The sequence below is a fragment of the Leisingera sp. SA215 genome (genome assembly GCF_055902035.1).
Genome location: NZ_JBVVXU010000009.1, coordinates 39,088 through 64,681, shown reverse-complemented (window position 1 = coordinate 64,681; position 25,594 = coordinate 39,088). Strand labels below are relative to the sequence as shown.

The window sequence follows — 25,594 nt, the reverse complement described above, 5'->3', positions numbered from 1 at the left end:
ATGGAAAGGACGTGGATCATGCGCGTTTATTACGACCGCGATTGCGATGTGAACCTGATCAAGGACAAGAAAGTGGCCATCCTGGGCTATGGCTCCCAGGGCCACGCGCACGCGCTGAACCTGCGCGACTCCGGCGCCAAGAACCTTGTCGTCGCCCTGCGCGAAGGCTCCCCCTCGGCCAAGAAAGCCGAAGGCGAAGGCCTGAAGGTCATGGGCATCGCTGAAGCCGCAGCCTGGTGCGACGTGATCATGTTTACCATGCCCGACGAACTGCAGGCAGATACCTATAAAAAATACGTCCACGACAACATCCGCCCGGGCGCAGCGATTGCATTCGCCCACGGCCTGAACGTCCACTTCGGCCTGATCGAGCCGAAAGAAGGCGTCGACGTCATCATGATGGCCCCCAAGGGCCCGGGTCACACCGTGCGCGGTGAATACACCAAAGGCGGCGGCGTGCCCTGCCTGGTCGCGGTTCACAACGACGCCACCGGAAAAGCGCTGGAAACCGGCCTGTCTTACTGCTCCGCCATCGGCGGCGGCCGCTCGGGCATCATTGAGACCAACTTCCGCGAAGAATGCGAAACCGATCTGTTCGGCGAGCAGGCAGTTCTGTGCGGCGGCCTGGTTGAGCTGATCCGCTGCGGCTTTGAGACCCTGGTCGAAGCCGGTTACGCGCCGGAAATGGCCTATTTCGAATGCCTGCACGAAGTGAAGCTGATCGTGGACCTGATCTATGAAGGCGGCATCGCCAACATGGACTACTCGATCTCCAACACCGCCGAGTACGGCCAGTATGTCACCGGCCCGCGGATCCTGAAGTACGACGAAACCAAAGCCCGGATGAAAGAGGTGCTGAACGACATTCAGCAGGGAAAATTCGTCCGCGACTTCATGCTGGAAAACGCGGTTGGCCAGCCGACCATCAAAGCGTCTCGCCGTGCCAACGACGAGCACGCGATCGAGGCGACCGGCGCCAAGCTGCGCGGCATGATGCCTTGGATCTCGGCCGGCAAGATGGTCGACAAAGAGAAGAACTAAGGCGCCCGCGGATATTTTCGCAGCCTAATTCCTCTGCAGGGCGCTCCACATCGGGGCGCCCTTTTTCATTCAAGGCTCATTGAGACGTCTCCATGCCAGACTCCCCCGGCTCCGCCAATTGGGCCAAACTTCTGTTCCTCGGAGTAATCTGGGGCGCCTCTTTCATGGCTGTGTCATTGGCGCTACGGGGCCTGCCACCGATGACCATTGCCGCGCTGCGGATTTCAATCGGCGCGCTCAGCCTTTTGGGGGTGCTCTTTGCCATGGGCCTACGCCTGCCCTCCCTGCGGTCGCGCGAGGGCCGCATTATCTGGGTCTGCGCGCTTGGAATGGGGGCCTTTTCCAATGCCCTGCCCTTTTCACTGCTCAGCTGGGGGCAGACCCATGTGGCCAGCGGTTTTGCCGGGGTTTGCATGGCGGTGGTGCCGCTGTTCGTGCTGCCGCTAGCGCATCTGCTGGTGCCGGGCGAGCATATGACCCTGCGCCGTGCCGTCAGCTTCTTCATCGGCTTTGCCGGAGTGGTGGTACTGATCGGGCTTGATGCCTTCCGCTCCGCCGGCACTGATTATGAATCGCTTGCCCGCCTGGCCTGTCTGGGCGCCTCGCTGTGTTATGCCATCGGCTCGATTATCACCCGGCTCTGCCCGCAGGTGAACATGCTGTCCCTCTCGGCCGCCGCCCTCCTGTGCGGTGCCGCCATGATGATCCCGGCAGCGCTCTGGGCCGAAGGTGTGCCGGAACTGCCTGCCGTCCTGCCGCTGGGTGCAGTGATCTACCTTGGACTGCTTCCCACTGCGCTGGCCCAGGTGCTGCTGGTCCAGGTTGCCCGCAGCGCCGGTCCGGCGTTCCTGTCGGCCGTGAATTACCAAGTGCCGGTCTGGTCGGTGATCTTCGGGGCCGCACTGCTGGGCGAGACCCTGCCGCCGCAGTTGTTTGCAGCCCTGGCGCTGATCCTGGGCGGGCTGCTGCTAAGCCAGTTCGGCAAGCTGAGCCGCCTGTTCGGCAAAGGGGGCTGAGCGCCCCCGCCGGGTTACTCCGCCACCGCGGCCTCGACCGCAGCCACCACGCTGTCGACCGCCAGCGCCATTAACCCGGCGTCCTCGCATTCCGCCATCACCCGCACCAGCGGTTCGGTGCCCGACTTGCGGATCAACAGGCGCCCTTGCCCGTTCAGCATCTTCTCGGCAGCCGCAATCGCCTCCTGCACCTGCGCATCTTCCAACGGCGCCTGGCCAGTCTGAAAGCGCACATTGCGCAGCCGCTGCGGCACGGTCTGGAACTGATGCGCCAGCTCAGACGCCTTCTTGCCGGTCTGCACCATCTCGGCCAAGAAATGCAGCCCCGCCATCAGCCCGTCGCCGGTGGTGGCGTAATCGCTCATCACGATATGGCCCGACTGCTCTCCACCCAGGTTGAAGCCGCCTTCGCGCATCCGCTCAACCACATAGCGGTCGCCAACAGCAGTGCGCTCCATACCCAGCCCCTTGCTTTCCAGGTGCCGCTCCAGCCCGAGATTCGACATCACCGTCGCCACCAGCGCGCCGCCTGACAGCTGGCCCTGCTCCGCCCAACGGCTGGCCAGCAGCGCCATCAGCTGGTCGCCATCGGCCACGGTGCCGGTTTCATCGATAACGATCACCCGGTCGGCATCGCCATCCAGGCAAATACCGGCATGGGCACCATGCGCGACGACCGCTTCTGCCGCGGCTTTAGGCTGGGTTGAACCGCAGCCGCGGTTGATGTTCAAGCCATCCGGAGACACCCCCACCGGGATCACTTCGGCGCCCAGTTCCCACAGGACCTCAGGCGCCGCCCGGTGGGCCGCACCATTGGCACAGTCAATCACCACTTTCAGACCGTTAAAGCCAAGATTGCGCGGCAGCGAGCTTTTAACCCGTTCGCCGTAACGGAACCGGGCATCGTCGATCCGCTTGGCGCGGCCGATATTGGCAGCCTGCGCCGGTTCGACGCCGGCATCGATGAGGCCTTCGATCTCCAACTCGGCACTGTCCGACAGTTTAAACCCGTCGGGGCCGAAGAACTTGATGCCATTATCCTCGGAGGGGTTGTGGCTGGCCGAAATCATCACCCCCAGGTCGGCTCGCATCGAGCGGGTCATAAGCCCCACCGCGGGCGTCGGCACCGGTCCCAGCAGCAACACATTCATGCCGGTCGAGGTCAGCCCCGCCGTCAAAGCGTTTTCAAACATGTAGCCGGACAGCCGGGTATCCTTGCCAATCACCACCCGATGCACGCCTGACCCATCACGCCGGAAATACCGTCCGACAGCGGCGCCGATGCGCAGCGCCATCTCGGCGGTCATCGGATGGGAATTAGCCGTGCCGCGCACGCCATCCGTGCCAAAAAGTTTACGCATTATGCTTTTCCTGCCAAAAGCCTCAGCGGACGGCCTGCCAAAGTCGCAGTGCCTGAACCGTCTCAGCAACGTCATGCACCCGCAGGAATTGCACGCCTTGCCCCAAGGCCGCAAGCCCTACGGCAATCGAGCCCGGCGCGCGGGCATCAGCGCGCGGCTCCTTGCCGATCTTTCCGATGAAACCCTTACGGGACACGCCCAGCAAGATAGGGCAGCCGAGCCCGTGGAACAGGCTGAGATTGCGCAGCAGAGTCAGATTATGCGCCTGCGACTTGCCAAAGCCGATGCCCGGGTCAATTACGATCTGCTCGCGGATCACCCCGGTCGCTTCCAGCCGGTCGATCTGCTGTTCGAGGAAGTCATAGACGTCGAGCAGAACATTGGCGTAAGTTGGCTGGTCCTGCATGGTAGCAGGATCCCCCTGCGCATGCATGATGCAGACCGGCACGCTTGCCTGGGCCGCCAACGGCGCCAGCGCCGGATCGAAGGTGAATCCCGAGACGTCGTTCAGCAGGTTGGCCCCCGCCTCCAGCGCTTCCATGCCCACGGTGGCCTTGCGGGTATCGATAGAGACCGGCACCGGGCTGGCTGCGCGGATTGCAGCGATCACTGGCGCTGTGCGCTTTATCTCTTCGGCCTCGGAAACCTCTTCGGCGCCCGGGCGGGTGGATTCGCCCCCCACGTCGATGATCGTGGCACCATCAGCCACCATCTGCAGCGCTGCCGCTTTTCCGGTTTCGACACCGGAATGCCGACCGCCGTCCGAAAAACTGTCCGGCGTCACATTGAGAATGCCCATGATCTGCGGCTGGGTCATGTCCAGCCCGGCAATAGAGGCCCGGCGCGCGCTCAGGCGCCGGCGTTCTGCTTCGGGCACAAACCCGGCCGGAGCAACTCGCGGCGGCCCTTCACGGTTCAGGATTTCAACCTCGGTGAACCACAACGAACTTCCTGCCAGCGGAACCGCACCTTCGGGGCGCGCCTCGCCGTGCTGAACCAATGGCCGGTAATATGTCACAGTTGTGTTTGCTCCACGCTGACGGCCCGCAAGGGGACTCCGGGATTATCAGGCAAATCCCCGCCAAGCACAATCATTTCACCCGCTGCAAAGGTCGCTGCGAACCACGCCGCCAAAGCAACCGAGTTCGACGGCGGCGCCGAGGGTCCGTCCACCGCGTCCAGAACGATCTTTGAAGGGGCCCAGACGCAGATCTGGCGGTTCTTCATCGCCCAGTCCAGCTCAGTCCGGGTCGAGACCACAACGCAACGGTCATCTTTGGCCGCCAGGCGCCAGGCATTCTGTTCGATTGCTAGCAGATCAATCCGGCGCTGGGTCCACTTGTGGCCTGTGGTGGGAACCTCCAGCAGGTGAGTCCCGACGCACAGGATCAGCGGCCGCTGGCGGCATTCCATCTGGTCGATCCAGGCGGTCAGGTTGCCGCTGTCGATGGCGTCGTTGGACAAATACATCAGCCGCGGATGCGGGCGCTCCTCCTCATCCACCAGATGGGTAATCTGATCCTTGGAGCGAACCACCTCGACACCCAGCGCTCCGGGGCCCCTGTCCAGCTTCTCGATCCGCACAAAAGCGCGCACGGCCTGATGCTCCAGCAGGATCCGCTCAGCCACACGTTCGGCCAGGGTTTCCAGCAAATTCAGCCGCTCGGCCGCAAGCTCATGCGCAATGGCCTCCGATACCTTGTCATAAGACAGGATCCGGTCGACATCATCATCCAGATCCTTCGGCAGCGGCGAGATTTCCACCACCACATTGAAACATATCCGCTGGGTGGTGCCGCGCTCTGCCTGAAACGCGCCGATCTCCACCTCGACAATATGGTCCCGCAAGGAAATGCGGTCCAGTGGCCCGGGCGCAGCAGTGGCCACGGAACGCTCAGACGGGTGCGCAAAGGCAAGGCGGATTTCAGAGGGCATGGGAAAACGGGCCTTTGGCTGGCTGTGTCAAGTGATGGGACACAACAATAGTATTTCGAGGGCTTCATAACAGTCCCGCAAACGCCACGCCAGTGGCCGAAAGCGGCACTGACGTGCCGCCTTCAGGCGGTCAGTTGCTCAGCGCCGTCCGGTAACGTTCGTCACGGTAGAACAGATGCACACCGATGCGCGTGGTGTTTGTAAAAGTGCGGCTCCAGCGCGGCCGAACCGCCGTGGTATGATAGTAGGTCGCACCGCCGGTCAGCTCTGACTTCAGCCCGTCCAGCGCTGCACGTGCCACCTTGGCCACGCGCTGATACGCCTTCTTCTCGTTGATCACTTCTTTGTGGCCATCACAGGTGTAGGTGAACTGGCACTGGTACTTGCGCCCGGTACCCTGCTTGATCACACCGCAAAGCGAATTCGGGAATTGCGCGCTCTTGACCCGGTTCAGGATCACTTCGGCAACTGCGAACTGTCCTTTGACGGTTTCGCCGCGGGCCTCGAAATACAGCGCTTCGGCGAGACAGGCGAATTGCTCGCCGCCGGCAGCTTTTGGCTGGGCGTCCAGCCAGGCCTTGCTGTATTCAACCTGCGGCCGCGCCTTGCGGGTCTTGAACGGATTGTTGCGGATTCCGAAAAATCCGTTGAACTTCCGCTCAGGCACCGCGCTCAGACTGGCTTGTTCACGCTCGATCAGCGTACCCAGGCCGGTTTCGGCGGCAACACTTTTACCAATCGCGATGGTGGCAGCCATCACGGCAATCATAGTCAACAATTTCATTCAGGGTTCCCCCGTCCTAGCAGCTTGTGCCCGGTTTCCCCAGCACATGCGGTCGCATCCCTTAAGGGAAAAGGCCCGAAACGTCCAGCGTTCGGGGGGCAACCACAGTCACGGGGAACACACTCACACCGCCGGTCTTACATCGGCGGCTGCTGGATGGCCCAGGTTTACTTAATATTTTGTGTATGTTGGCGCCGTCTGACCGGTCTTTGCGGAAATTGCCAGCTGGGCTGCGGCTAAACGCGCAACTGGCACCCGGAACGGGGAACAGGAGACATAGTCAAAGCCCGCATCACGGCAAAAGGCAATCGATTCGGGGTTGCCGCCGTGCTCGCCGCAGATCGACAGGGTGATCTCCCCGTTCTCCGCCCGGCCGCGCTGCACACCCAGTTTCAACAGCTCCCCCACTCCGTCGGTGTCCAGCACATGAAATGGATCTTCGGGAAAGACGCCCTGGTTCACATAATCCGACATGAACCGCCCCGCATCGTCGCGCGACAGCCCATAGGTCATCTGGGTAAGGTCATTGGTCCCAAAGCTAAGGAACGCGGTGTGCGGTGAAATTTCGCCTGCCCTGAGCGCCGCGCGCGGCGTTTCCACCATGACCCCCAGACGGTAAGTGAAATCCTCGCCGCGTTCTGCCTTGACTGCCGCAGCCACTGCATCGATGCGGGCCTTGACCAGTTCCACCTCGCGCTTGGCCGAAACCAGCGGGATCATGATCTCAGGCACCACAGGCTCACCCCATTTCGAGGCTTCCAGTGTTGCCTCAAAAATCGCCCGTGCCTGCATGTCATAGATTTCCGGCACGGTAACGCCCAGCCGCACGCCGCGCAGGCCCAGCATTGGGTTGTATTCGCCCATTTCCTCGACCCGGCGGGTGACATCGCTGACCGGGATGCCCAGTGCTTCGGACAGTTCCCGCTGGCCGGTCCTGGTCGCAGGCAGGAATTCATGCAGCGGCGGGTCGAACAGGCGGATGCAAACCGGCATTCCCTCCATGATCCGGAACAGTTCGCGGAAGTCGTCGCGCTGCATCGGCAGCAGCCGTTCCAGCACCGCCTCGCGGCCCGACGGCGTTTCGGCAAAGATCATCTCCCGCATCACCGTCAGGCGTCCGGGTTCAAAAAACATATGCTCCGTCCGGCAGAGGCCAATGCCCTGCGCATTGAATTTCCTTGCTGTTTCAGCATCTTCCGGCGTGTCTGCATTGGCCCGGATGCCAATGTCGCGGGCATCATCCGCCCAGGCCAGCAAAGTTTGCAGCGCCCCGTCCTGGGCCGCCTCAAGCATTGCCGGCTGCCCCGCCAGCACCTGGCCGCTGCTGCCGTCGATGGTGATGATGTCCCCAGCCCGGAATACCCGGCCATCCGCGGACTCCAGCATCTTGCGCTTACTGTGGAACTTCATGTTCGACGCCCCGACAATGCACGGCAGCCCCAGCCCGCGGCCGATCACCGCAGCGTGGCTGGTCATGCCGCCCTTCTCAGTCAGCACCCCGGCAGCGGCATGCATCCCGCGCACGTCTTCGGGAGAGGTTTCCCGGCGCACCAGAATACAAGGCTCCCCGCGCGACGCGCTGGCTTGCGCCCCGGCCGCGGTAAAGACCAGCTTGCCGGTCGCCGCCCCCGGACTGGCGGCAATGCCGCGGCCAATGACATCCCGCCTCGCATCCGGCGCCACCTGGCGGTGCAGCATTTCATTCAGGATATGCGCATCCACCCGCATCAGCGCCTCTTCCTGAGGAATGATCCCGTCTTCGGCCAGCGCCACAGCGATCCGCACCGCCGCCTGTGCCGAACGCCCCACCCGCACCCCGTCAAGGATATGCACGCGGCCGTTCTCAATCACGAATTCCAGCTGCATTTCCTCACGCAGCTTCTTACGCATCAGCGCAGCATGGGATTGCAGGTCCGCAAAGGCCTCCGGCGCCAGTTCCTGCAGCGACAGCCCGCGTGTATCCCTGGCCAGATACAGCGCTTTGGCCCCCGGCCCCAGCGCATCGCGCCCCTGGCTCTGGCTCAGATAGCGGCCGGTCAGCTGCGGGCTGCCGGTGGTCGAATTCACCAGTTGCAGCACACCTGAGCCGCATTCGCCCTGGCCGACACCGGGGATCATTTCCTGCACCACCAGCCCCAGCCCGGCATCAGCAGGTGCGCCCTTGGCCTGACGCAACAGCCGCGCCGAGGTGCCCTCCCACGCCCGCGCCATCGAGCGCAGGACAGCCGCCAGCTGCTCGCCCGGGTCCTGCGGGAAAGGTTCGTCGGTTTCCGCCTCATAGGCGTGCAGGATTTCGCTCAGCGCATCAGGGCCGCCATCCTCGACATCATCGAACACATCGGGGTCCAGCCGCGCCACATGCACCGCATAAGATTGCACAAAGCGCAGGTACAACGCTGCCGCCGCGTCGCGTCCCAGGCTGTCGCAGAGGTCGACATAACGCGCATCGTTCATGCCGATGTTCAGGATCGCGCCCGGGCCGCCCCAATCCGGATCCTCGGAAGACGGGCGCACGCAAAGCAGCGCCTCGGGGTCGAATTCTGCCAGCACTGCAGTCAGATCCGGCGTCCGCCCCTCGGCAATCGAATGCACCGCATCGAAAGACAGCGCCACCGTGCGCGGCACCGGCAGCTTCAGCCGTTCCAGCCGCTGCAGGCATTTCGCCCGCCCGCCATGGGTGGCGGTGGCAATCGGCGCAGTCGGAGTGATCAGCGAGGCCGGCGGGGTCTGTTCAAAATCTTTCTGCACTGCAGCACGTCTCCTTTGAAAGTCACCATAAGGGGAAGACGCGATGGCGCAAGGGTCTTGTCACCGCCCGCCGGCAACTGAGGGCGGTTCTGCAAAAGAAAACCGGCCTTCCCTTGCGGAAAGGCCGGTGCCCCCGGCGGGGAGTATTTTCAAGCAGAAAGAAGCAGCGGGTGTGCCGCTTAGCCTTCGACCTTGGTGAGATCCGCCACCTGGCCGCAGACCTGGCGGATCTGGCTGAGGAGGTTCAGGCGGTTGCGGCGGATCACTTCGCTGTCAGCATTGACCTGCACCGCTTCAAAGAAGGCATCAATGGGTGCGCGCAGGGCGGCCATGCCACGCATGGCGGCCGCGAAATCCTCGGCCTCGATGGCCGGGGAGATCGCCGCCCCGCCTGCTTCCAGCGCGTCGAACAGTGCGGTCTCGGTGGCATCTTCGGCAAATTTGCGGTCGGCGCCATAGGAATACTCGACGCCGTCTTTTTCCTCGGCCTGGGACAGGATATTGTTGGCGCGTTTGAAGCCCTGCAGCAGGTTGGTGCCGTCTTCAGTCTTCATGAAGTCTTCCAGCGCGCGGGCGCGTTTTACCAGCAGGGTCAGGTCGTCGTTGCCCTCCATCGCGATACAGGCGTCGATCACGTCATGGCGGATGCCCTGATCGCGCAGGAACACCTTGAGACGGTCGTGGAAGAACGAGAGGAGGTCCAGCGATGTATCAGGTAACTCCTTTCGCAATTTCTCGACAAGCCTAAGCTCCGGATCTCCCCGGCTTTCGAGAACAGTTTGCACTGCCGCACCAAAAACACCATGCTGAGCAATTTCATTGAGAATGACACGCAGTACTGAAAGCTCACTGTCTCCAGCATTGCCGGTATTAATAGAGATATTATGGCGTAGCAGCTGTGCATCAAAGAACCGGTCCAAAGGCATCCGCACATCATTCTCCAGCACCAGCCGGATCACCCCCAGCGCCGCACGGCGCAGGGCGAAGGGGTCTTTCGAGCCGGTGGGCTTTTCGTCAATCGCCCAGAACCCGGTCAGCGTGTCCAGTTTGTCGGCCAGCGCCACCGCAACCGAAACCGGCTCCGACGGCACATCGTCACCCGGCCCAAGCGGCGAATAATGCGCTTCGCAGGCGTTGGCCACCTCTTGCGGCAGGCCGGCAGCCTCAGCGTAATAGCGGCCCATCAGGCCCTGAAGCTCCGGGAACTCATAGACCATTTCCGAGGAGAGATCCGCCTTGGCCACCCGCGCCGCCTGCTCCGCCAGATCGGCGTCTGCGCGCACCACCGGCGCGATCTCGCGGGCCAGCGCGGCGATGCGGTCAATCCGCGCCGCCTGGGTGCCCAGCTTGTTGTGGAAGGTCACGTTGCCAAGGTTCTCCACCCAAGCGCTCATGCCCGCCTCGGACTTGGCGGTGCGCAGGTCGTTTTCCCAGAAGAACTTGGCATCCGCCAGACGCGCGCTCAGCACCTTCTGATTGCCCTCCAGGATGGTGGCGCCATTGTCCGCGGTCTCGCGGTTGGCGACGGTGATGAACTTCTCGATCCGGCCGGTCTTGGGGTTCTTCACCGAGAAGAACTTCTGGTGCTCCTTCATGGAGGTCTGCAACACCTCCGGCGGCAGCTCCAGGAACTCTTCGTCGATGGCGCCCATCAGCACCACCGGCCATTCGACCAGACCGGCGACCTCCGCCAGAAGGCCCTTGTCCTCAACCACGTCGAGGCCCGAGGCAAAGGCCTGATTGGTGGCCTCCTGCCAGATCGCCTCGGCGCGCTCGCGGCCGTCCAGCACCACATGGGCGCGCTTCAGCTTTGCGGCATAGTCGTCAAAGCTGGTGACGGAGATCTCAGCCGGCGCCATGAAACGGTGGCCGCGGGTGGTGTTGCCGGACTTGATGCCGTCGATGTCCAGATCAACCACAACGGCCCCGGCCTCATCCGACAGGATGCACATGATCGAATGCAAGGGGCGCACCCAGCGCAAAGAGCCCGCACCCCAGCGCATGGATTTTGGCCAGGGGAAATTGCGGATAGTGGCTTCCAGAACCTCGGCGATGATCTCCGCCGCCGGGCGGCCCGGCTTTTCGATCTGGGCGAAATAAACCGCACCCTTGGGGGTGTCGCGCTCCTCCAGCTGGTCCCGGGTCAGGCCCGCACCGCGCAGGAAGCCTTCGATCGCCTTGTCCGGCGCGCCGACCTTCGGCCCCTTGCGTTCTTCGCGAATGGTCGGGCTTTCGGCGAGCAGGCCGTCGACGGCAAGGGTCAGACGGCGCGGCGTCGACAGCGCCGCGGCACCGGCATAGGTGAGACCCGCCTCGACCAAGCCATCGGTCACGCGTTTCTTCAGGTCCTCGGCGGCGCGCGCCTGCATGCGGGCCGGGATTTCCTCGGAAAAGAGTTCAATCAGCAGATCGGGCATCAGATGTCCTCACGGGTGGCCGCGCGGGCGGGCGCAGCAGAAATTCGGGAAAAGGCCGGTGCAGCGGAGAAAGTCATTCTTCCGCCTGCCCGGTGTCGAATGCCTCGCCTGCCGCGGGGCGGGGCGGGCATTCCTCGCCCACCACGGTGCCGTCATAGGCTTTCTGGCCGCAGTCATTCAGCTCATGCCAGACATAGCCGTGGCCATCATCGGTGACGGCGACAATGCGGTCGACGCCATAGGAGATGTTCTTGACCGACAGGAAGGCTTTGGCCGAACCATCCGCCAGTCTGGCGCCGATAGCTGCTGCATCAAAGCAGTCAAACCAGTCGGGCGCATTGCGCGGCTCCAACTTGTCCGACAGGGTGAAAACCTGCGCCAGTTCGTCCGGCGTCACCATGGTGGTGAAACAGGCGCGGTAGCGGATCGGAGAGCTGCCGGCGTCTATCGCCGCAAACTCCGAATAGGCAATCGGCTGTGCCTCGCCGCCGCCCAGCGGTACCAGGGCAACGTCGCGGCCCGGCTGAAGCTGCACGTCTTCGTAAAAGCCGTAGACCTGCAGGTAGTACATCGTTCCACCGGCGGCGAGCGCCGACAGGATCAGGATCAAAGCAAGGAACTTTCCCATAACGCGCCTACTCTGCTCAGGCCGCGCTTTCGGCGGTATAGCCGCCGGCGCCGGTCAGCACGAATGCATCGGCGCATTGCTTGGCCAGAGCGCGGACCCGGCCGATATAAGCCTGCCGCTCGGTGACAGAGATCACCCCGCGGGCATCCAGCAGGTTGAAGATATGCGAAGCCTTGATGCACTGGTCATAGGCCGGGTGCGCCATGATAATGCGCTTTCCGGTCTTGGGATCCATGTGCTCCTGTGCCAGGATGGCGGCGCATTCGGCCTCGGCCTCTTCGAAATGGCGCAGCAGAACCTCGGTGTTGGCCACGTCGAAGTTCCAGCGGGCGTATTCTTCTTCGGTCTGCTTGAACACATCGCCGTAGGACAGCGGGATCAGTGCATCCGGATCGTTGTAGGGCATGTCCATCACATGGTCGACACCCAGCACATACATCGCCAGGCGTTCCAGACCATAGGTCAGCTCGCCCGAGACCGGGTGGCAGTCATGGCCGCCGACCTGCTGGAAATAGGTGAACTGGCTGACTTCCATACCGTCGCACCAGACTTCCCAGCCCAGGCCCCAGGCGCCCAGCGTCGGCGACTCCCAGTCGTCTTCGACAAAGCGTATGTCATGCATCGCCATGTCGACGCCGATGGCCTCCAGCGAGCCCAGATACAGATCCTGCAGGTTCGGCGGCGAGGGTTTGATCAGCACCTGATACTGGTAATAGTGCTGCAAACGGTTCGGGTTCTCGCCATAGCGCCCGTCGGTCGGGCGGCGCGAGGGCTGCACATAAGCGGCGGCCCAGGGTTTTGAGCCCAGCGAACGCAGCGTGGTCGCCGGGTGGAATGTCCCGGCGCCGACTTCCATGTCATAGGGCTGCATGACGGCACAGCCTTTGGCGGCCCAGTAATTCTGAAGCCTCAGGATTATCTCTTGGAAGGAGCGCGGCGCGCCGTTGGTCTGGGTCATCTCTTATCCCTTTTGGGGCAGCAATTGCGGGGATCTTCCTATGCAAGCCTATGGGCAGGGTCAACGCCCTGCGGGTGCTAACACTGCGCCCTCCGGCCTGAACCAGACCGCGCATCGGCAACAAATGTGCGGGAATGCGGCAACGGGGCGGGAATTCACCCTGCGATGAGGAGTTCCCTTTGCCGCGCCAAAGTGCTTAACCTCCGCGGCAAAGAATAAGAGTTCTTCCGGGATACGAGGCCCTGACAATGAAAAAACTGTTTGCCGCTCTGGCGCTGCCGCTGATTGCGCTGGCCATTGCGTTCACCGCGCCTGTTTCAGCGCAAAGCAGCCGCGATGCGGTGTGGGTCCAGATCGCCGCCCGCCAGTCCCTGCGCGAGGCCGAAACCGAAGCCCGCACCTTTGCCGCGCGCCTGCCCGATGTGTCAGGCTATGCGCTTGGCGGCGGCTGGTACGGGGTGGTTCTGGGCCCCTATGCCCGCGACGATGCCGAACGGGTTCTGCAAGTCTACCGTGCCGAGGGGCAAATCCCCCGCGACAGCTTCATCGCGTTCCGCCGCAACCTGCGCAACCAGTTCTATCCCGTGGCAGCTGATGCATCGGCTCCGGCGCAGCCGGCACCGGCCCCTGCATCGGCAGCCCTTGCAGCAGAAGACCCGGCGCCGCAGCAGGAGGCAGCCCTGCAGTCAAACCTGCCGGATGAGACCCCAGCCGAGGCGCGCCGCAGCGAAAGCGCACTGTCACGTGAGCAGCGGATGCAGCTGCAGGTCGCGCTGAAGGCTGCAGGCTTCTACAACTCGGGCATCGACGGCGCCTTTGGCCGCGGCACCCGCGGCTCGATGAGCGACTGGCAGGCGGCGCGCGGATTTGAGCCGACCGGCGTTCTGACCACCGCCCAGCGCCAGGTCTTGATGGATGAGTACAACGCCCCGCTGATCTCAGTCGGCATGGCCCGCGTGGAAGACGCCAAGGCCGGTATCGCCCTGCAGATCCCGGCGGATGAAGTCGCGTTCGACCGCTATGAATCGCCCTTTGCCCATTATGCTGCCAAGGGTGATCTGGCGGCAGAAGTTCTGCTGATCAGCCAGCCCGGCGATAAACGCACCCTATTTGGCCTCTATGACATCCTTCAGACGCTTGAGATCGTGCCCCTGGAGGGCCCGCGCCAGCGCGGCAAGGACAGTTTCACCATCGAAGGCCGCAACAGCAAGATCGTCTCCTTCACTCAGGCCAGCCTGAAAAACGGCGAATTGAAAGGCTTCACTTTGATCTGGCCGGCCGGCGATGAAGACCGCCGCACCCGCGTTCTGGCAGCCATGCAAGCAAGCTTCACCCGTCTCGACGGGGTGCTGGACCCGGCAGCGGGCGGCGATGAGGTGCAAAACATTGACCTGGTTTCCGGCCTTGAGATCCGCAAGCCGAAACTGTCGCGCTCCGGCTTCTTTGTCGATAGCGGCGGCAGCGTGCTGACCACCTCGGATGTGGTGGCCGGCTGCACCCGGATCACCCTGGATCATGGGTATCAGGCTGAAGTGGCGGCCAACAACACTGCAGACGGCATCGCCATCCTGCGCCCCGCCGAAGCGCTGGCGCCTGCCGCAGTTGCCGAACTCAGCACAGCCTCGCCGCGGTTGCAGTCCGAGGTCGCCGTGTCAGGTTTCTCCTATGAGGGCGTTCTGGGCGCACCGAGCCTCACCTGGGGCAAAGTCGCTGACGTCAAAAGCCTGGATGGCAACACCGGCGTCTCCCGGCTGGAACTGACCGCACAGCCCGGTGACGCCGGCGGCCCGGTCCTGGACAGCACCGGCGCTGTTCTTGGGATGCTGCTGCCGCGCCAAATCGAAGGCAAGCAGCTGCCCGAGGATGTAAGCTTTGCGGTGAAGGCCGAAGCCATCCGCGGTGCGCTGAACAACGCTGGCCTGAGCCCCGCAGCCCAGAGCGCATCGGCAGGCAGCCTGCCCAACGCAGCGTTGACCCGGCTGGCTTCCGGCATGACCGTGCTGGTCAGCTGCTGGGAGTGACAAGTCAGCCGCCACTTGTGGCAGGCCTGATCAGAACGACAAAAGCCGGCGCGGGTTCTGCGCCGGCTTTTTCATGCGCACCATGTCTTCAACGGCACGCAGATTGCAAACAGGCAAAGTCTCCCGCCCGGCTGCGATCCTTGGCAGACCCCATGCCGGTTAGGCATGGCACCGTGCCGGTGCACGGCGCCCGGCCCAAATCCGCAAAGGGGGCTGGCGCAGTCAGCCACCTGCAAGAGCAGGAGCCTCTGCCTGCTTTGCCTCAGCCGGTTCAATAGGGGTGAATGCGGCCGTCCCAGGTGTGGAAACAGCCGGTTGTATCCAGGTTCAGCACTGCGAATTCATTGATCAGCCCGGCGACCGACTCTTCCACCGTGATATCGCCTTCACAACCGCCCATATCGGTGCGCACCCAGCCGGGGTGATAAATGCCTACGGAAATCCCCTCCGGCTGCAGATCGGCCGCCAGATTCCGTCCGATATTCAGCGCCGCCGCCTTGGAGGCGCGATAGGCATAGCTGCCTCCGGGCGCGCGCGCCTGGCTGGCCATTTGCGAGGATAAAATTGCGATCTTCGGCTCTTGTGCCAGCCGCAGATTCGGCAGCATCGCCTGCACCGTCAGAAACACACCGGTCACATTGGCGGCCAGGGTCTTGGCCCAGACCTCAGCCGAATAGTCCTCCATCCCCATCTTCTTGTCGATATAGACCCCGGCATTGCAGACCAGAAGGTCCACCGGCCGGTTCTTGATCTGGGCGGCAAAACGCGCCTGCTGACCGGGATCGGAGACATCCAGTTTCACTCCGGAGGAATGGTCGCGCGAGGTGCCGGTCACCTCATAGCCCGCCTCCTGCAGCCGTTTCACCAGCTCCTTGCCAATGCCGCGGCTGGTTCCTGTTACAACTGCATGCATCTTTGCTCTGCCCTTCAGTTTGATTTGCGCCCGGGACGGAACGGCAGCGGTAAAACCGGCACGCCCTCCTCGATCAGTTCCCGCGCATCTTCCAGCTTTGCCTCACCATGGATCGCCCGCTCCGGCGCCTCGCCCAGATGCATTGCCCGGGCCTCCTGAACAAAGCTGCCGCCGACGTAATCGGAGTTTTCCTCAATCTTCTTGCGGAGATCGGCAATCGCTTGTTCGACCTTCCCAGCGGGGCGGCTCAGCACGCCGGGACCTGCAGGCGGCGCCGGCGCAGCTTCGGGGGCCGCAGGCCGCGCGGCCTGCTGTTCCGGTTCACCCACGGCAGATACCGCTTTGCGGCCTGTCCGGACCCGCGGCGCCATGATGGCTTTCTCCACTTGCGCGCCGCCGCAGACAGCACAGGACACCAGGCCGGCAGCCGCCAGCTTGTCAAAAGCCGCCGCCGACTGGAACCAGCTGTCGAAACTGTGGCCTTCGGAGCATTTGAGGCTGTATTGAATCATGCTTTCCCTCTTAACAGGAAGGGATGATTAAATCCCCCTCTACGGCAAGTGCAAGAGGTGTCTGTTCCTACCGCGCCGCGTCCGGGCTCTGCAGCCGCTGCCGCAGCTTTGCCGCCAGCTCCTCCTGCGGCACATCGGCCTCTACCGCCAGCCGCCTGAGACCGAAATGCACATGTGCCATTTCGCGGTAGTAACCGGCAAAGACATAATTCACAGCGGCCCCTGCCACGGCTCCGGCGACCGGCACCGCCTGGGCCGCCAGCTTTTGCCCCAGCACTGCACCCAGCTTGGGCGCCACCTGAGCTATCAGCTTATGCAAACCACCCGGCAGCCCCAGCCGCACCGAGACAAAGCCCAGATCCGCGCCGTCATCCCCGGCCAGAGGCCCAGCCGCCGCAAACACCTGGATACAGTCAAAGGTCACGCTTTCAGCCTCCGGGTCGAAGCCTTCCGCCGCTGCAGCGCCCTGAATGGTCCGGAGCAGAAACGCCGTGGTTGCAGGCAGCTCCACCAGTGCGCCCGGCAGGCCCGCCGCGCCGCCCGCGGCGCCCATTGCAGCGCTCACCAGCCGGTCAACGCCGGGTTTCTGATCTGCTACCAGGCGGCGTGACTGGCTGGCCCCCTTCATGGCAACCCTGAGGGCGGTTTCCGCCGCGCCTGTCAGCCCGGCCCGCACCGGGTCCGGCAACCGTTCCAGCAGGCTTTCGCCGCTGCCGCCCAGCCGGTTCAGAAGGTCGACGCCAAAACCGCCCGCCGCCCGGTGGCGCTGCGCCAGCGCCTCCAGTTCAGCCTCAATATCCTGCGGGGTAAATTCCCGCGCTGTCGATAGAACGTCCGCCACACGCGCCTCCTTTTCCCGTCTTAAAGATCGGCAGACAAGGGTGGGAATTCAACCCTTCCAGCGGCGCACCTGCCCGTGAACGCCGTCCCAGGCCGCGTCCTGCAGCGCCAGACCCAGCACCCGGTCCGGGTTGGTCGGCGGCGGCATTTCAACCCCGGTCAGTTTCGTGAAGCCAAAGCGCCGGTAGTAGGGCGCATCGCCCACCAGCATCACCCGTGCCCAGCCGGTTTCCTCCGCTTTGGCAACGCTGTCGCGAATCAAAGACCCGCCCAGCCCCTCGCCCTGCCGTGTCGGGTGCACCGCAACCGGTCCCAGCAGCAGCGCAGGCGCCGTGCCGGCCAGAACCGGCCAGAACCGGATCGCCGCAGCCAGAATGCCGTCACTGTCGCGCGCCACCTGGCTGAGACCTGCAACCGGCGGAACCCCGTCGCGCAACCGGTAGGACGACAACGCCTCGCGGCCCGGCGCAAAGCACAGGTCGTACAGCGCCTCGACCTCCCACCGGTCGTCCGGCTGTTCTGCCATTAATTCGATCACGCTGCCCTGTCTCCGCATTCTGCCCCTGCAGGCTGGCATTCGGCCTAACACGCGCGTAAGCCTTGGGCAAACACCTAAGCCGCTGAATAATCCAAAGCAGGAAGCAAGAATGTTCTACCGACCCGAGGACGGCCACGGCCTGCCCCACAACCCGTTCAACGCCATTGTCACACCGCGTCCCATCGGATGGATCTCCTCGCGCTCTGGCGGCGGGGTGAACAATCTGGCGCCCTACTCCTTCTTCAACGCGGTCGCCTATACGCCGCCGCAGGTGATGTTTGCGTCCACCAGCGCCAAGCCCGACCAGCCGGGCACCAAGGACAGTGTCGCCAATATCGAGGCCACCGGCGTCTTTTGCGTCAACGTGGTCTCCTATGCATTGCGGGATGCAATGAACGCCAGCGCCGGCGCGCTGCCCAAGGAGGAGGACGAGTTCGCCCACGCAGGCCTGACCGCGCTGGAATGCGAAACCATCGCCTGCGCCCGCGTCGCCGAATCGCCGGCGGCGCTGGAATGCCGGCTCACCCGGATCGTGACCCTCCCGGGCGAGGCCAACAAGGTGGTGTTCGGCGAAGTGACCGGCGTGCACCTGCGCGACGAGTGCCTGAAGGACGGAACATTTGATGTTACCACCTTCCAGCCCCTGGCCCGCCTCGGGTACCGCGACTATTCTGTGGTGCGCGACCTGTTCCCGCTCACCCGCCCCGACGATTGAGGCCCGCCATGCCGTTACCCGACCCTGCCAGACGCCTCCCGATCATCCTGCCGGACGGCGCGCCGCACGCGGGCACCGTGATGCTGAGCCAGGTGCTGGACCACCCGAATATTCAGACGGGCGATTACAGCTATGCCTCTGATTTCGACCCGCCGGAAAACTGGGCGCAGCATCTTGCCCCCTATCTGTTCCCCGGCGCACGCGAACGGCTGGTGATCGGCCGCTTCTGCCAAATCGCCCATGGGGCGCGCTTCATCACCGCTTCAGCCAATCACGCGCAAGAAGGCCTCAGCTGCTACCCGTTCCCGGTGTTCGACCCGGCGCAGATGGCAAGCTACCAGCCCGACACCCGCGACACCGTGATCGGCAATGACGTCTGGATCGGCTACGGCGCGATGATCCTGCCTGGCGCCCGCATTGGCGACGGCACCATCATCGGCGCCGGTGCCGTGGTGCGCGGCTCTATCCCGCCCTATGCCATCGTCACAGGCAATCCCGGCACAGTGCACAGCTTTCGCTTCTCCAAGCCGCAGATTGCCCGGCTCCTCGGCCTGAAATGGTGGGACTGGCCGCCCGAGCTGATCTCCCGCGCCGAACCTGCGCTGCTGTCCGGCGACGTCGAAATGCTGGAAACCCTCGCCCCCGACTGACCCCCGCGCCAAGCATCTGCCGCTCTGGAGAGCCAAAAGCCCGCTCCAAAACAAAGAAACCCGCAGTTCGCTGGAACTGCGGGTTTCTTGTACAATCCGCTTAATGTCAGTGACCGCCTAGAATCCCGGTCTTGACCGAGTAATCTGCCGCCACCTCATACTCCGGGTCGTCATCGCTATCGACCATCAAGTGGCCCGCTTTGGTCAGCAGCTGATGGCAATCGCGGCTCAGGTGGCGCAGCACCAGTGTCTTGCCCTCGGCCTCGTATTTGCCGGCAATCGTCTCCACTGCCTGCAGCGCCGACTGGTCCACCACCCGGCTGCGGGCAAAGTCCACAATCACATGATCCGGGTCGCCGGTCACATCGAACAGCTCGATAAACCCGTCGGTGGAGCCAAAAAACAGCGGGCCTTCGATCTCATAGACCTTGGCGCCTTTGTCAGACTCAGACTCGCGGGTATAGGCGTGGATACGGCGCGCGTTGTTCCAGGCATACGCCAGCGCCGAGACGATCACGCCCACAACAACCGCAATTGCAAGGTCGGTCATCACTGTCACCACGGTCACCAGCACGATGACAAAGGCGTCCATCAGCGGCACTTTGGTCATCACCTTGAAGCTGTTCCAGGCAAAGGTGCCGATCACCACCATGAACATCACGCCCACCAGCGCCGCCAGCGGGATCTGCTCGATCAGCGGCGAGGCCACGACGATGAAGGCCAGCAGGAACAGCGCCGCTGCAATCCCGGCAATCCGGGTCCGGCCGCCGGATTTCACGTTGATCATCGACTGGCCGATCATTGCACAGCCACCCATGCCGCCAAAGAAACCGGTCACCACATTGGAGGCGCCCTGCGCAATGCATTCCTGCGAGGCACCGCCGCGCTTGCCGGTGATCTCGCCCACCAGGTTCAGGGTCAGCAGGCTCTCGATCAGGCCGATCGCTGCCAGGATCACAGCATAAGGCAGGATAATCCAAAGCGTTTCCAGCGTGAAGGGCGCCAACGCGGTGCCATAAAGCCCCTCACCGGTGCCGAACGGGTTGTGGAACGACGGAAAGCCCCCCTTGATCGAGGCCATGTCGCCAACTGTCGGAACATCAATCCCAACCGCAATCACCAGGCCCGCCACGATGCCGATCCCCGCCAGCGGTGCAGGAATGACCGAGGTCAACTTGGGCACGCCCCAGATGATCAGCATGGTCAGCCCGACCAGCCCCAGCATCATCACCAGCTGCGAATTCGCCAGCCAGGCCTCGGTGTTGTCCGGATCCTTGAACTGGGTCAGCTGCGCCAGGAAGATCACGATCGCCAGACCGTTCACAAACCCCAGCATCACCGGATGCGGCACCAGGCGGATGAATTTGCCCCAATGCATTACCCCCGCGATAATCTGCAGGATCCCCATCAAGACCACGGTGGCAAACAGGTACTCGACTCCGTGATCGGCAACCAGCGCCACCATCACCACCGCCAATGCCCCGGTCGCACCCGAGATCATTCCCGGCCGGCCGCCGAACACCGCGGTGATCAAACCCACCATAAAGGCCGCATAAAGTCCGACCAGAGGATGCACCCCGGCGACAAAGGCAAAGGCCACCGCCTCGGGCACCAGCGCCAGCGCCACCGTGAGGCCGGACAGAAGCTCAGTGCGGACACGGGCCACGGTAAAGCCCTCGTCCTGCATGATCGAGAGGTTGGGCGGGGAAATCTGCTTGGCCAGCAAAGCCATGGCTGCGCGTCTCATCTCAGGTACCTGTGCTCGGGAGGAAGGGTATTCGCTGCCCGCCCCTAGCGGAAATACGCCAATGGGGCAAGGGTGCGGCCGGCCGGCCCACCCCCTCGCCGGCTGCGGCTGCATGTTGTATAGCGCATTTACCGAAACGGAGGGCACCGCCTCCCGTACGAAAACGCCGGCGTCCGCTTCCTGCGCGATTCGTGCCCGCCCTTCATCGTCACCCGCACACTCCCGCCGGAGGGCAGTGCCCTGCCCAAAACACCGCCGAACAGGCGGTGCAGGCGTGTCTGCCCCTGAAGACCACCTTGGGCTTGCCAAATCCGGCCCCGCTTGCGCATATCCCAATCAGCAGCATTAGGAGGGCAGCACGTGACCGCACCAGAACCCCGTGAGACCATGATCGCCGTGATCGGCGGCTCCGGCATTTATGACATCGACGGGCTGGAAGGCGCCGGGTGGGTCTCGGTCGACACGCCTTGGGGCGCCCCCTCGGACCAGATCCTGACCGGCACTTTGGGCGGCGTGAAGATGGCCTTTCTGCCCCGCCACGGCCGCGGCCATGTGCACTCTCCGACCGAGGTTCCCTACCGCGCCAATATCGACGCGCTGAAACGGCTCGGCGTCACAGATGTATTCTCGGTCTCTGCCTGCGGATCGTTCCGCGAGGAAATGGCGCCGGGTGATTTTGTTGTGGTGGACCAATTCATAGACCGGACGTTTGCACGCGAGAAAAGCTTCTTCGGCACCGGCTGCGTCGCCCATGTGAGTGTCGCGCATCCGACCTGCGAACGGCTCTCGAACGCGGCGGAAGAGGCGGGCAAGGATGCTGGTATCAACATCCACCGCGGCGGCACTTATTTGTGCATGGAGGGACCGCAGTTTTCGTCCATAGCGGAAAGCAAACTGTACCGCGAGCAGTGGGGCTGCGACGTCATTGGCATGACAAACATGCCCGAAGCCAAGCTCGCCCGCGAGGCCGAGCTGTGTTACGCCTCCATCGCCATGGTCACCGATTACGATAGCTGGCACCCGGAGCACGGAGCGGTCGAAATCACTGATATCATTGCCACCCTGCAGGGCAACTCCGCCAATGCCCGCGAGCTGGTCCGCCGCCTGCCCGCTTTGCTGGGCCAGGAGCGCGCCGGTTGCCCGCATGGCTGCGACACGGCGCTGGAGTACGCCATTATGACCGCAGCCGAGAAACGCGACCCGGCTCTTCTGGCCAAGCTGGATGCGGTGGCAGGCCGGGTTCTGGGCTGATTCAGGCTTGCAACAATCTTGACTTTCCGGGGTGGCCTCAGCGGGGCCGCCCCTTTTCTTTTCTGCAGCGAATGCCTGTATGGGCACGCTGGAAACACTGGGCCAGATGGGCGGTTCGCTCAGCACCTCTCAGACCGCCGGCTACAGCTTTGGTTTCCGCGCACAGTCGACGGTGCTGGACCGGGTCTGGAATATTTGAGCAAAACGCGGACCACCGGAGGCGCTGGTGCGATGGAGCCCCTGATTCCCCTGCTGGCTTCACGCCGTGCCGCTGCCCAGTCCCCAATCCAGCCCCAACTGGCATTCGGCGGCCTCCCTGAACCGCAGGCCCACGGTTCCCCCTTGCATGACAGCGCTGCATCCGCCAAACCGCCGGTGGCCCGGCGACGCAGCCGGGCTGCTGTCTCAGTTGCGCCAAGGGGAGCCAAGCCGATGCCCAAGAAGCCCGCCGTAAAGGATTACATCCGCACCATCGTCGACTTCCCGCACGAAGGGATCATGTTCCGCGATGTAACCACATTGTTTGCCGATCCGCGCGGCTTCCGCATGGCGATCGACCAGATGCTGCACCCCTATGCCGGTGAGCAGATCGACAAGGTCGTGGGACTTGAAGCGCGCGGCTTTATCCTGGGCGGCGCGATTGCGCACCAGCTGAGCGTCGGTTTTGTGCCGATCCGCAAGAAAGGCAAGCTGCCCGGCACCACCATCAGCCAAGAGTACAAGCTGGAATACGGCGAAGCGATTGTCGAAATCCATGACGATGCAATCAAACCGGGCGAGAAGATCCTGGTGGTGGATGACCTCTTGGCCACCGGCGGCACAGCGGGTGCGGGCATCAAGCTGATCGAGCGGCTGGGCGGCGAGATCGTGTCCTGCTCCTTCATCGTTGATCTGCCGGAACTGGGCGGCCGGAAACTGCTGGAAAGCATGGGCATGGATGTGCATGTGCTGTGCGAGTTCGACGGCCTCTGAGCACTGGTCAGACAGTGTCCGGGCCGGGTCTCCCGCCGGTCAAACGCCAGTCTTTCGAATGGCTCTTCCCGTTGGGCATAGCCCTTTCCGGCCCTAACGGGCCTGAAAGGGCACGCCGCGTGGATGCGCGGCGCCGCGCCCAAAGCCGCCAGGCGGTCCGGCGCAGCCGGGCAGCCGCGGGTGCGGGAGCCCCCCTTTTTTTCAGATTGATCAGCCCGTCTTCAGCACCGCCCCCGGGTTCATGATGCCATTGGGGTCCAGTGCCAGTTTGATCGCCCGCATCGCTGCCAGCCTGACTGGATCGCCGTAACGCTCCAGGTCGCCGGTCTTCATCCGCCCTACACCATGCTCCGCGCTGAAAGAGCCGCCAAAGGCGTGAACCAGATCATGCACGGCTTCCTTCACGGCACCGCGCAGGTGATCGTACTCTTCCCGCATGTGGCCCTTTGACGGGAACACATTGTAATGCAAGTTCCCATCCCCCAGGTGGCCGAAGCAGTTAATGCGGAAGTCGCCCAGGCCTGCAACAACCTCGCTGCCCCGTTCGATGAAGGCGGGAATATCCGAGACCGGCACAGAGATGTCGTGGCTGGAAACGGATCCGATTGCCTTGTTGGCCGCGGGAATGTTTTCCCGCACCGCCCACAGGGCCTGCCGCTGAGAGCCGGATTGGGCAATCACGCCATCGCCTGCCAGCCCTGCTGCCGCTGCGGCTTCGAACAGCTCTGCCAGTGTCTCTTCCGGGTCAAGCCCGCGCGGCAGGCCCAGCTCGATCAGCACGCTCCATTCCGGCGCTTCGGCAAAAGGCTGGCGGATCTGCGGCAAGCAGTCCGACAGGAAGTCCAGCCCCTGCCGGTGGATCAGCTCGAAAGCACTGACCGCTTCGCCTGCGTGGTCACGGGCCAGCGCCAGCAGCGCAATGGCAGCGGCGGGGTCCTTTACCGTGAAAAACGCTGTTCCTTGGCTGACTGGTATCGGTGACAGCTTCAGCGCGGCGGCAGTGATCACCCCCAGCGTGCCCTCGGCCCCGATCAGCAGGTTCTTCAGGTCATAACCGGTGTTGTCTTTACGCAAACGGGACAGCCCTTGCCAGATTTCGCCCGTGGGCAGCACCGCTTCCAGCCCTAGGCAGAGGTCGCGCGCATTGCCGTAGCGCAGCACGTTGACGCCGCCCGCATTGGTCGAAAGGTTGCCGCCGATCCGGGCCGACCCTTCTGCCGCCAGGGACAAGGGAAACAGCCGCCCTGCCCCCTGCGCGGCTGTCTGGATATCCGCCAGAATCGCACCTGCTTCGGCAATCAGGACATTTTCCTGCGGATAAACCGAGCGGATTGCCGTCATGCGCTCCAGCGACAGCACCAGCGGCGCCGGACCGTCCGGCATTACCTGGCCGCCGACCAGGCCGGTGCCGCCGCCATAGGGCACAACCGGCACCCGGGCAGCATTGGCCTCGCGGATCAGGACCGAGACATGCTCCACTGTCTGCGGCAAGGCCAGAACCCCTGCCTGTCCCCGGTAGCGGCCGCGCGGTTCCTCCAGATACCGCGGCTCTGGCGGCCGCAGCACGCCTTCGGGCAGCTGGTTCGCAAGACGGATGGCAAAGGCAGTATCGGCGGGGTTCAAGCTCATGTCTCATCCATGCCGGAAGCCGCTCTGGCTGGCAAGGCAGGTCAGTCTTCTTCCAGCAGGTACTTTGGCTGCAGCACATGGATCGTCGGGCGGCTGGGCAGGCTGCGCAGCGACACCGTCAGCGTGCTGTTGCCTTCACTCACCACATCAAACTCTGGGCCGATCCGGGCCAGGAACTGCTGCAATGACGCGCCGCTGAACCAATGCATCGGGATAATGACTGAGGAACGCAGCCGCCCCAGAACCTCCAGCATTTGGTCCATCGGAAGGGTTATGCCGCCATCCACAGCGGCCATCACAACATCAAGCCGCCCCAGCGCCGCGAACTGTTCCGGCGTCGGCACGTGGTGGAGATGGCCCAAATGGCCGATGCAAAGGCCGGCCGCTTCGAAAACAAAGATTGAGTTGCCTTGCGCCACCACGCCGCCGAACATGTTGCGGATGTCGGTTGAGACATTGCGGATCAGCATTTCGCCAAGATCCAGATGGTGTTCTGCCCCGCTCCCTCCCGGCCCCCAGCCCCGCAGCACATGGGGAATGGCTGGATCGGGATGCGCAGTCCAGTGGGTTTCATGCGCGTGGTTCATGGTGACCACATCCGGGATCAGCGGCGCAGCGCCGGTGAAGCCAGTAAAATCGGTGACCACATTCAACCCGCCTTCGGTGCGCAGCAGAAAGGAGGCATGCGCGATATAGCGGATCTGCACGTTATCCTGCGCAACCGGGTCCTGCCAATTGGCTTTGTGCAGGTACTCGAGACCGGGCGTGCCCTGGGCCAATGCGATGCAGTGGCTTGCCCGGCGCTCCTGAGTTTGAGCGGCGGCGGCTCCGGAAAGCACCAAGGCGCAAGCAAGGGCGGGCAAAACGCGCATAGCAGTGGTTATAGGGCGCTGCCGCGATTCGTCAGCCCCGAGGGGG

The 25,594-nt window shown here is 63.5% G+C and carries 22 protein-coding genes; 7 read left to right on the top strand and 15 right to left on the bottom strand.

Annotated elements, in window-relative coordinates:
* The first annotated feature begins 18 nt into the window (after positions 1-18).
* Positions 19-1,041, top strand: a complete 1,023-nt coding sequence (gene ilvC, locus AC0KW6_RS11620) for a ketol-acid reductoisomerase (protein ID WP_474034945.1) — start codon at positions 19-21, stop codon at positions 1,039-1,041.
* 92 nt (positions 1,042-1,133) lie between these two features.
* A complete protein-coding gene (locus AC0KW6_RS11615; RefSeq protein WP_323779938.1) occupies positions 1,134-2,057 on the top strand; it encodes a DMT family transporter in 924 nt (307 codons plus the stop codon).
* A gap of 14 nt (positions 2,058-2,071) precedes the next feature.
* Here the strand turns inward: AC0KW6_RS11615 and glmM are convergent, their stop codons facing one another.
* The 8 genes from glmM to AC0KW6_RS11575 form a co-directional block, all read right to left on the bottom strand.
* The gene (glmM, locus tag AC0KW6_RS11610) at positions 2,072-3,418 is read right to left on the bottom strand and encodes a phosphoglucosamine mutase (RefSeq protein WP_323779941.1); all 1,347 of its coding nucleotides are present in this window, start codon (positions 3,416-3,418) and stop codon (positions 2,072-2,074) included.
* Between the two features lie 22 nt (positions 3,419-3,440).
* Complete coding sequence (folP, locus tag AC0KW6_RS11605) at positions 3,441-4,436, bottom strand: dihydropteroate synthase (protein ID WP_474034944.1); 996 nt, start codon at positions 4,434-4,436, stop codon at positions 3,441-3,443.
* Positions 4,433-5,353, bottom strand: coding sequence for a dihydroneopterin aldolase (locus tag AC0KW6_RS11600; RefSeq protein WP_323779946.1), 921 nt, complete (start codon positions 5,351-5,353; stop codon positions 4,433-4,435). The genes folP and AC0KW6_RS11600 overlap by 4 nt, the downstream gene beginning before the upstream one ends.
* Before the next feature lie 130 nt (positions 5,354-5,483).
* Complete coding sequence (locus AC0KW6_RS11595) at positions 5,484-6,137, bottom strand: cell wall hydrolase (protein WP_323779948.1); 654 nt, start codon at positions 6,135-6,137, stop codon at positions 5,484-5,486.
* A gap of 171 nt (positions 6,138-6,308) precedes the next feature.
* Positions 6,309-8,885, bottom strand: a complete 2,577-nt coding sequence (locus AC0KW6_RS11590) for a putative PEP-binding protein (protein WP_323779951.1) — start codon at positions 8,883-8,885, stop codon at positions 6,309-6,311.
* A 179-nt stretch (positions 8,886-9,064) separates the two neighbouring features.
* The gene (gene glyS / locus AC0KW6_RS11585) at positions 9,065-11,302 is read right to left on the bottom strand and encodes a glycine--tRNA ligase subunit beta (protein ID WP_323779954.1); all 2,238 of its coding nucleotides are present in this window, start codon (positions 11,300-11,302) and stop codon (positions 9,065-9,067) included.
* Between the two features lie 73 nt (positions 11,303-11,375).
* Positions 11,376-11,930, bottom strand: a complete 555-nt coding sequence (locus tag AC0KW6_RS11580; RefSeq protein ID WP_323779956.1) for a DUF6446 family protein — start codon at positions 11,928-11,930, stop codon at positions 11,376-11,378.
* Positions 11,931-11,946: 16 nt separating this feature from the next.
* Positions 11,947-12,888 (bottom strand): glycine--tRNA ligase subunit alpha, encoded by a 942-nt coding sequence (locus AC0KW6_RS11575; RefSeq protein ID WP_323779959.1) that lies wholly within the window; start codon positions 12,886-12,888, stop codon positions 11,947-11,949.
* Positions 12,889-13,136: 248 nt separating this feature from the next.
* Here AC0KW6_RS11575 and AC0KW6_RS11570 point away from each other — a divergent pair, with 248 nt between their 5' ends.
* Positions 13,137-14,909: a trypsin-like peptidase domain-containing protein gene (locus tag AC0KW6_RS11570; RefSeq protein WP_323779962.1), complete on the top strand. Its 1,773-nt coding sequence runs from the start codon at positions 13,137-13,139 to the stop codon at positions 14,907-14,909.
* Between the two features lie 271 nt (positions 14,910-15,180).
* On the opposite strand, the gene AC0KW6_RS11565 is transcribed toward AC0KW6_RS11570, so the two are convergent.
* The 4 genes from AC0KW6_RS11565 to AC0KW6_RS11550 form a co-directional block, all read right to left on the bottom strand.
* Positions 15,181-15,822: an SDR family oxidoreductase gene (locus AC0KW6_RS11565; protein ID WP_474034943.1), complete on the bottom strand. Its 642-nt coding sequence runs from the start codon at positions 15,820-15,822 to the stop codon at positions 15,181-15,183.
* Between the two features lie 14 nt (positions 15,823-15,836).
* The gene (locus AC0KW6_RS11560) at positions 15,837-16,334 is read right to left on the bottom strand and encodes a DUF1178 family protein (RefSeq protein ID WP_323783416.1); all 498 of its coding nucleotides are present in this window, start codon (positions 16,332-16,334) and stop codon (positions 15,837-15,839) included.
* A 67-nt stretch (positions 16,335-16,401) separates the two neighbouring features.
* Positions 16,402-17,175 carry an EcsC family protein gene (locus tag AC0KW6_RS11555; RefSeq protein ID WP_323783418.1) on the bottom strand — a complete coding sequence of 258 codons (774 nt, stop codon included), beginning with the start codon at positions 17,173-17,175 and terminating at the stop codon, positions 16,402-16,404.
* 48 nt (positions 17,176-17,223) lie between these two features.
* Entirely contained in the window at positions 17,224-17,730 is a 507-nt protein-coding gene (locus AC0KW6_RS11550) for a GNAT family N-acetyltransferase (protein ID WP_416361572.1), read from the bottom strand.
* A 91-nt stretch (positions 17,731-17,821) separates the two neighbouring features.
* Here AC0KW6_RS11550 and AC0KW6_RS11545 point away from each other — a divergent pair, with 91 nt between their 5' ends.
* Both AC0KW6_RS11545 and AC0KW6_RS11540 read left to right on the top strand, forming a co-directional pair.
* The gene (locus tag AC0KW6_RS11545; protein ID WP_323783420.1) at positions 17,822-18,427 is read left to right on the top strand and encodes a flavin reductase family protein; all 606 of its coding nucleotides are present in this window, start codon (positions 17,822-17,824) and stop codon (positions 18,425-18,427) included.
* Positions 18,428-18,435: 8 nt separating this feature from the next.
* Positions 18,436-19,077 carry a CatB-related O-acetyltransferase gene (locus AC0KW6_RS11540; RefSeq protein ID WP_474034942.1) on the top strand — a complete coding sequence of 214 codons (642 nt, stop codon included), beginning with the start codon at positions 18,436-18,438 and terminating at the stop codon, positions 19,075-19,077.
* Between the two features lie 106 nt (positions 19,078-19,183).
* Here AC0KW6_RS11540 and AC0KW6_RS11535 read toward each other — a convergent pair whose 3' ends face one another.
* Positions 19,184-20,824: a SulP family inorganic anion transporter gene (locus AC0KW6_RS11535; protein ID WP_474034941.1), complete on the bottom strand. Its 1,641-nt coding sequence runs from the start codon at positions 20,822-20,824 to the stop codon at positions 19,184-19,186.
* A gap of 387 nt (positions 20,825-21,211) precedes the next feature.
* On the opposite strand from AC0KW6_RS11535, the gene AC0KW6_RS11530 reads away from it, so the two are divergent.
* Together AC0KW6_RS11530 and AC0KW6_RS11525 are read left to right on the top strand one after the other, a co-directional pair.
* Positions 21,212-22,075 carry an S-methyl-5'-thioadenosine phosphorylase gene (locus tag AC0KW6_RS11530; protein ID WP_044008425.1) on the top strand — a complete coding sequence of 288 codons (864 nt, stop codon included), beginning with the start codon at positions 21,212-21,214 and terminating at the stop codon, positions 22,073-22,075.
* Between the two features lie 432 nt (positions 22,076-22,507).
* A complete protein-coding gene (locus AC0KW6_RS11525; RefSeq protein WP_323781031.1) occupies positions 22,508-23,047 on the top strand; it encodes an adenine phosphoribosyltransferase in 540 nt (179 codons plus the stop codon).
* Between the two features lie 210 nt (positions 23,048-23,257).
* Here AC0KW6_RS11525 and AC0KW6_RS11520 read toward each other — a convergent pair whose 3' ends face one another.
* Both AC0KW6_RS11520 and AC0KW6_RS11515 read right to left on the bottom strand, forming a co-directional pair.
* Positions 23,258-24,676 (bottom strand): FAD-binding oxidoreductase, encoded by a 1,419-nt coding sequence (locus AC0KW6_RS11520; RefSeq protein WP_474034940.1) that lies wholly within the window; start codon positions 24,674-24,676, stop codon positions 23,258-23,260.
* 41 nt (positions 24,677-24,717) lie between these two features.
* Positions 24,718-25,548, bottom strand: coding sequence for an MBL fold metallo-hydrolase (locus tag AC0KW6_RS11515; RefSeq protein ID WP_474034939.1), 831 nt, complete (start codon positions 25,546-25,548; stop codon positions 24,718-24,720).
* Positions 25,549-25,594: the final 46 nt, after the last annotated feature.

What these genes read in the sequence shown, in the direction of transcription:
- ilvC (WP_474034945.1), top strand. Translation starts at nt 19, where the DNA reads ATGCGCGTTTATTACGACCGCGATTGCGATGTGAACCTGATCAAGGAC.
- AC0KW6_RS11615 (WP_323779938.1), top strand. Translation starts at nt 1,134, where the DNA reads ATGCCAGACTCCCCCGGCTCCGCCAATTGGGCCAAACTTCTGTTCCTC.
- glmM (WP_323779941.1), bottom strand. Translation starts at nt 3,418, where the DNA reads ATGCGTAAACTTTTTGGCACGGATGGCGTGCGCGGCACGGCTAATTCC.
- AC0KW6_RS11600 (WP_323779946.1), bottom strand. Translation starts at nt 5,353, where the DNA reads ATGCCCTCTGAAATCCGCCTTGCCTTTGCGCACCCGTCTGAGCGTTCC.
- AC0KW6_RS11595 (WP_323779948.1), bottom strand. Translation starts at nt 6,137, where the DNA reads ATGAAATTGTTGACTATGATTGCCGTGATGGCTGCCACCATCGCGATT.
- glyS (WP_323779954.1), bottom strand. Translation starts at nt 11,302, where the DNA reads ATGCCCGATCTGCTGATTGAACTCTTTTCCGAGGAAATCCCGGCCCGC.
- AC0KW6_RS11580 (WP_323779956.1), bottom strand. Translation starts at nt 11,930, where the DNA reads ATGGGAAAGTTCCTTGCTTTGATCCTGATCCTGTCGGCGCTCGCCGCC.
- AC0KW6_RS11575 (WP_323779959.1), bottom strand. Translation starts at nt 12,888, where the DNA reads ATGACCCAGACCAACGGCGCGCCGCGCTCCTTCCAAGAGATAATCCTG.
- AC0KW6_RS11570 (WP_323779962.1), top strand. Translation starts at nt 13,137, where the DNA reads ATGAAAAAACTGTTTGCCGCTCTGGCGCTGCCGCTGATTGCGCTGGCC.
- AC0KW6_RS11565 (WP_474034943.1), bottom strand. Translation starts at nt 15,822, where the DNA reads ATGCATGCAGTTGTAACAGGAACCAGCCGCGGCATTGGCAAGGAGCTG.
- AC0KW6_RS11560 (WP_323783416.1), bottom strand. Translation starts at nt 16,334, where the DNA reads ATGATTCAATACAGCCTCAAATGCTCCGAAGGCCACAGTTTCGACAGC.
- AC0KW6_RS11550 (WP_416361572.1), bottom strand. Translation starts at nt 17,730, where the DNA reads ATGCGGAGACAGGGCAGCGTGATCGAATTAATGGCAGAACAGCCGGAC.
- AC0KW6_RS11545 (WP_323783420.1), top strand. Translation starts at nt 17,822, where the DNA reads ATGTTCTACCGACCCGAGGACGGCCACGGCCTGCCCCACAACCCGTTC.
- AC0KW6_RS11540 (WP_474034942.1), top strand. Translation starts at nt 18,436, where the DNA reads ATGCCGTTACCCGACCCTGCCAGACGCCTCCCGATCATCCTGCCGGAC.
- AC0KW6_RS11535 (WP_474034941.1), bottom strand. Translation starts at nt 20,824, where the DNA reads ATGAGACGCGCAGCCATGGCTTTGCTGGCCAAGCAGATTTCCCCGCCC.
- AC0KW6_RS11530 (WP_044008425.1), top strand. Translation starts at nt 21,212, where the DNA reads ATGATCGCCGTGATCGGCGGCTCCGGCATTTATGACATCGACGGGCTG.
- AC0KW6_RS11525 (WP_323781031.1), top strand. Translation starts at nt 22,508, where the DNA reads ATGCCCAAGAAGCCCGCCGTAAAGGATTACATCCGCACCATCGTCGAC.
- AC0KW6_RS11520 (WP_474034940.1), bottom strand. Translation starts at nt 24,676, where the DNA reads ATGAGCTTGAACCCCGCCGATACTGCCTTTGCCATCCGTCTTGCGAAC.
- AC0KW6_RS11515 (WP_474034939.1), bottom strand. Translation starts at nt 25,548, where the DNA reads ATGCGCGTTTTGCCCGCCCTTGCTTGCGCCTTGGTGCTTTCCGGAGCC.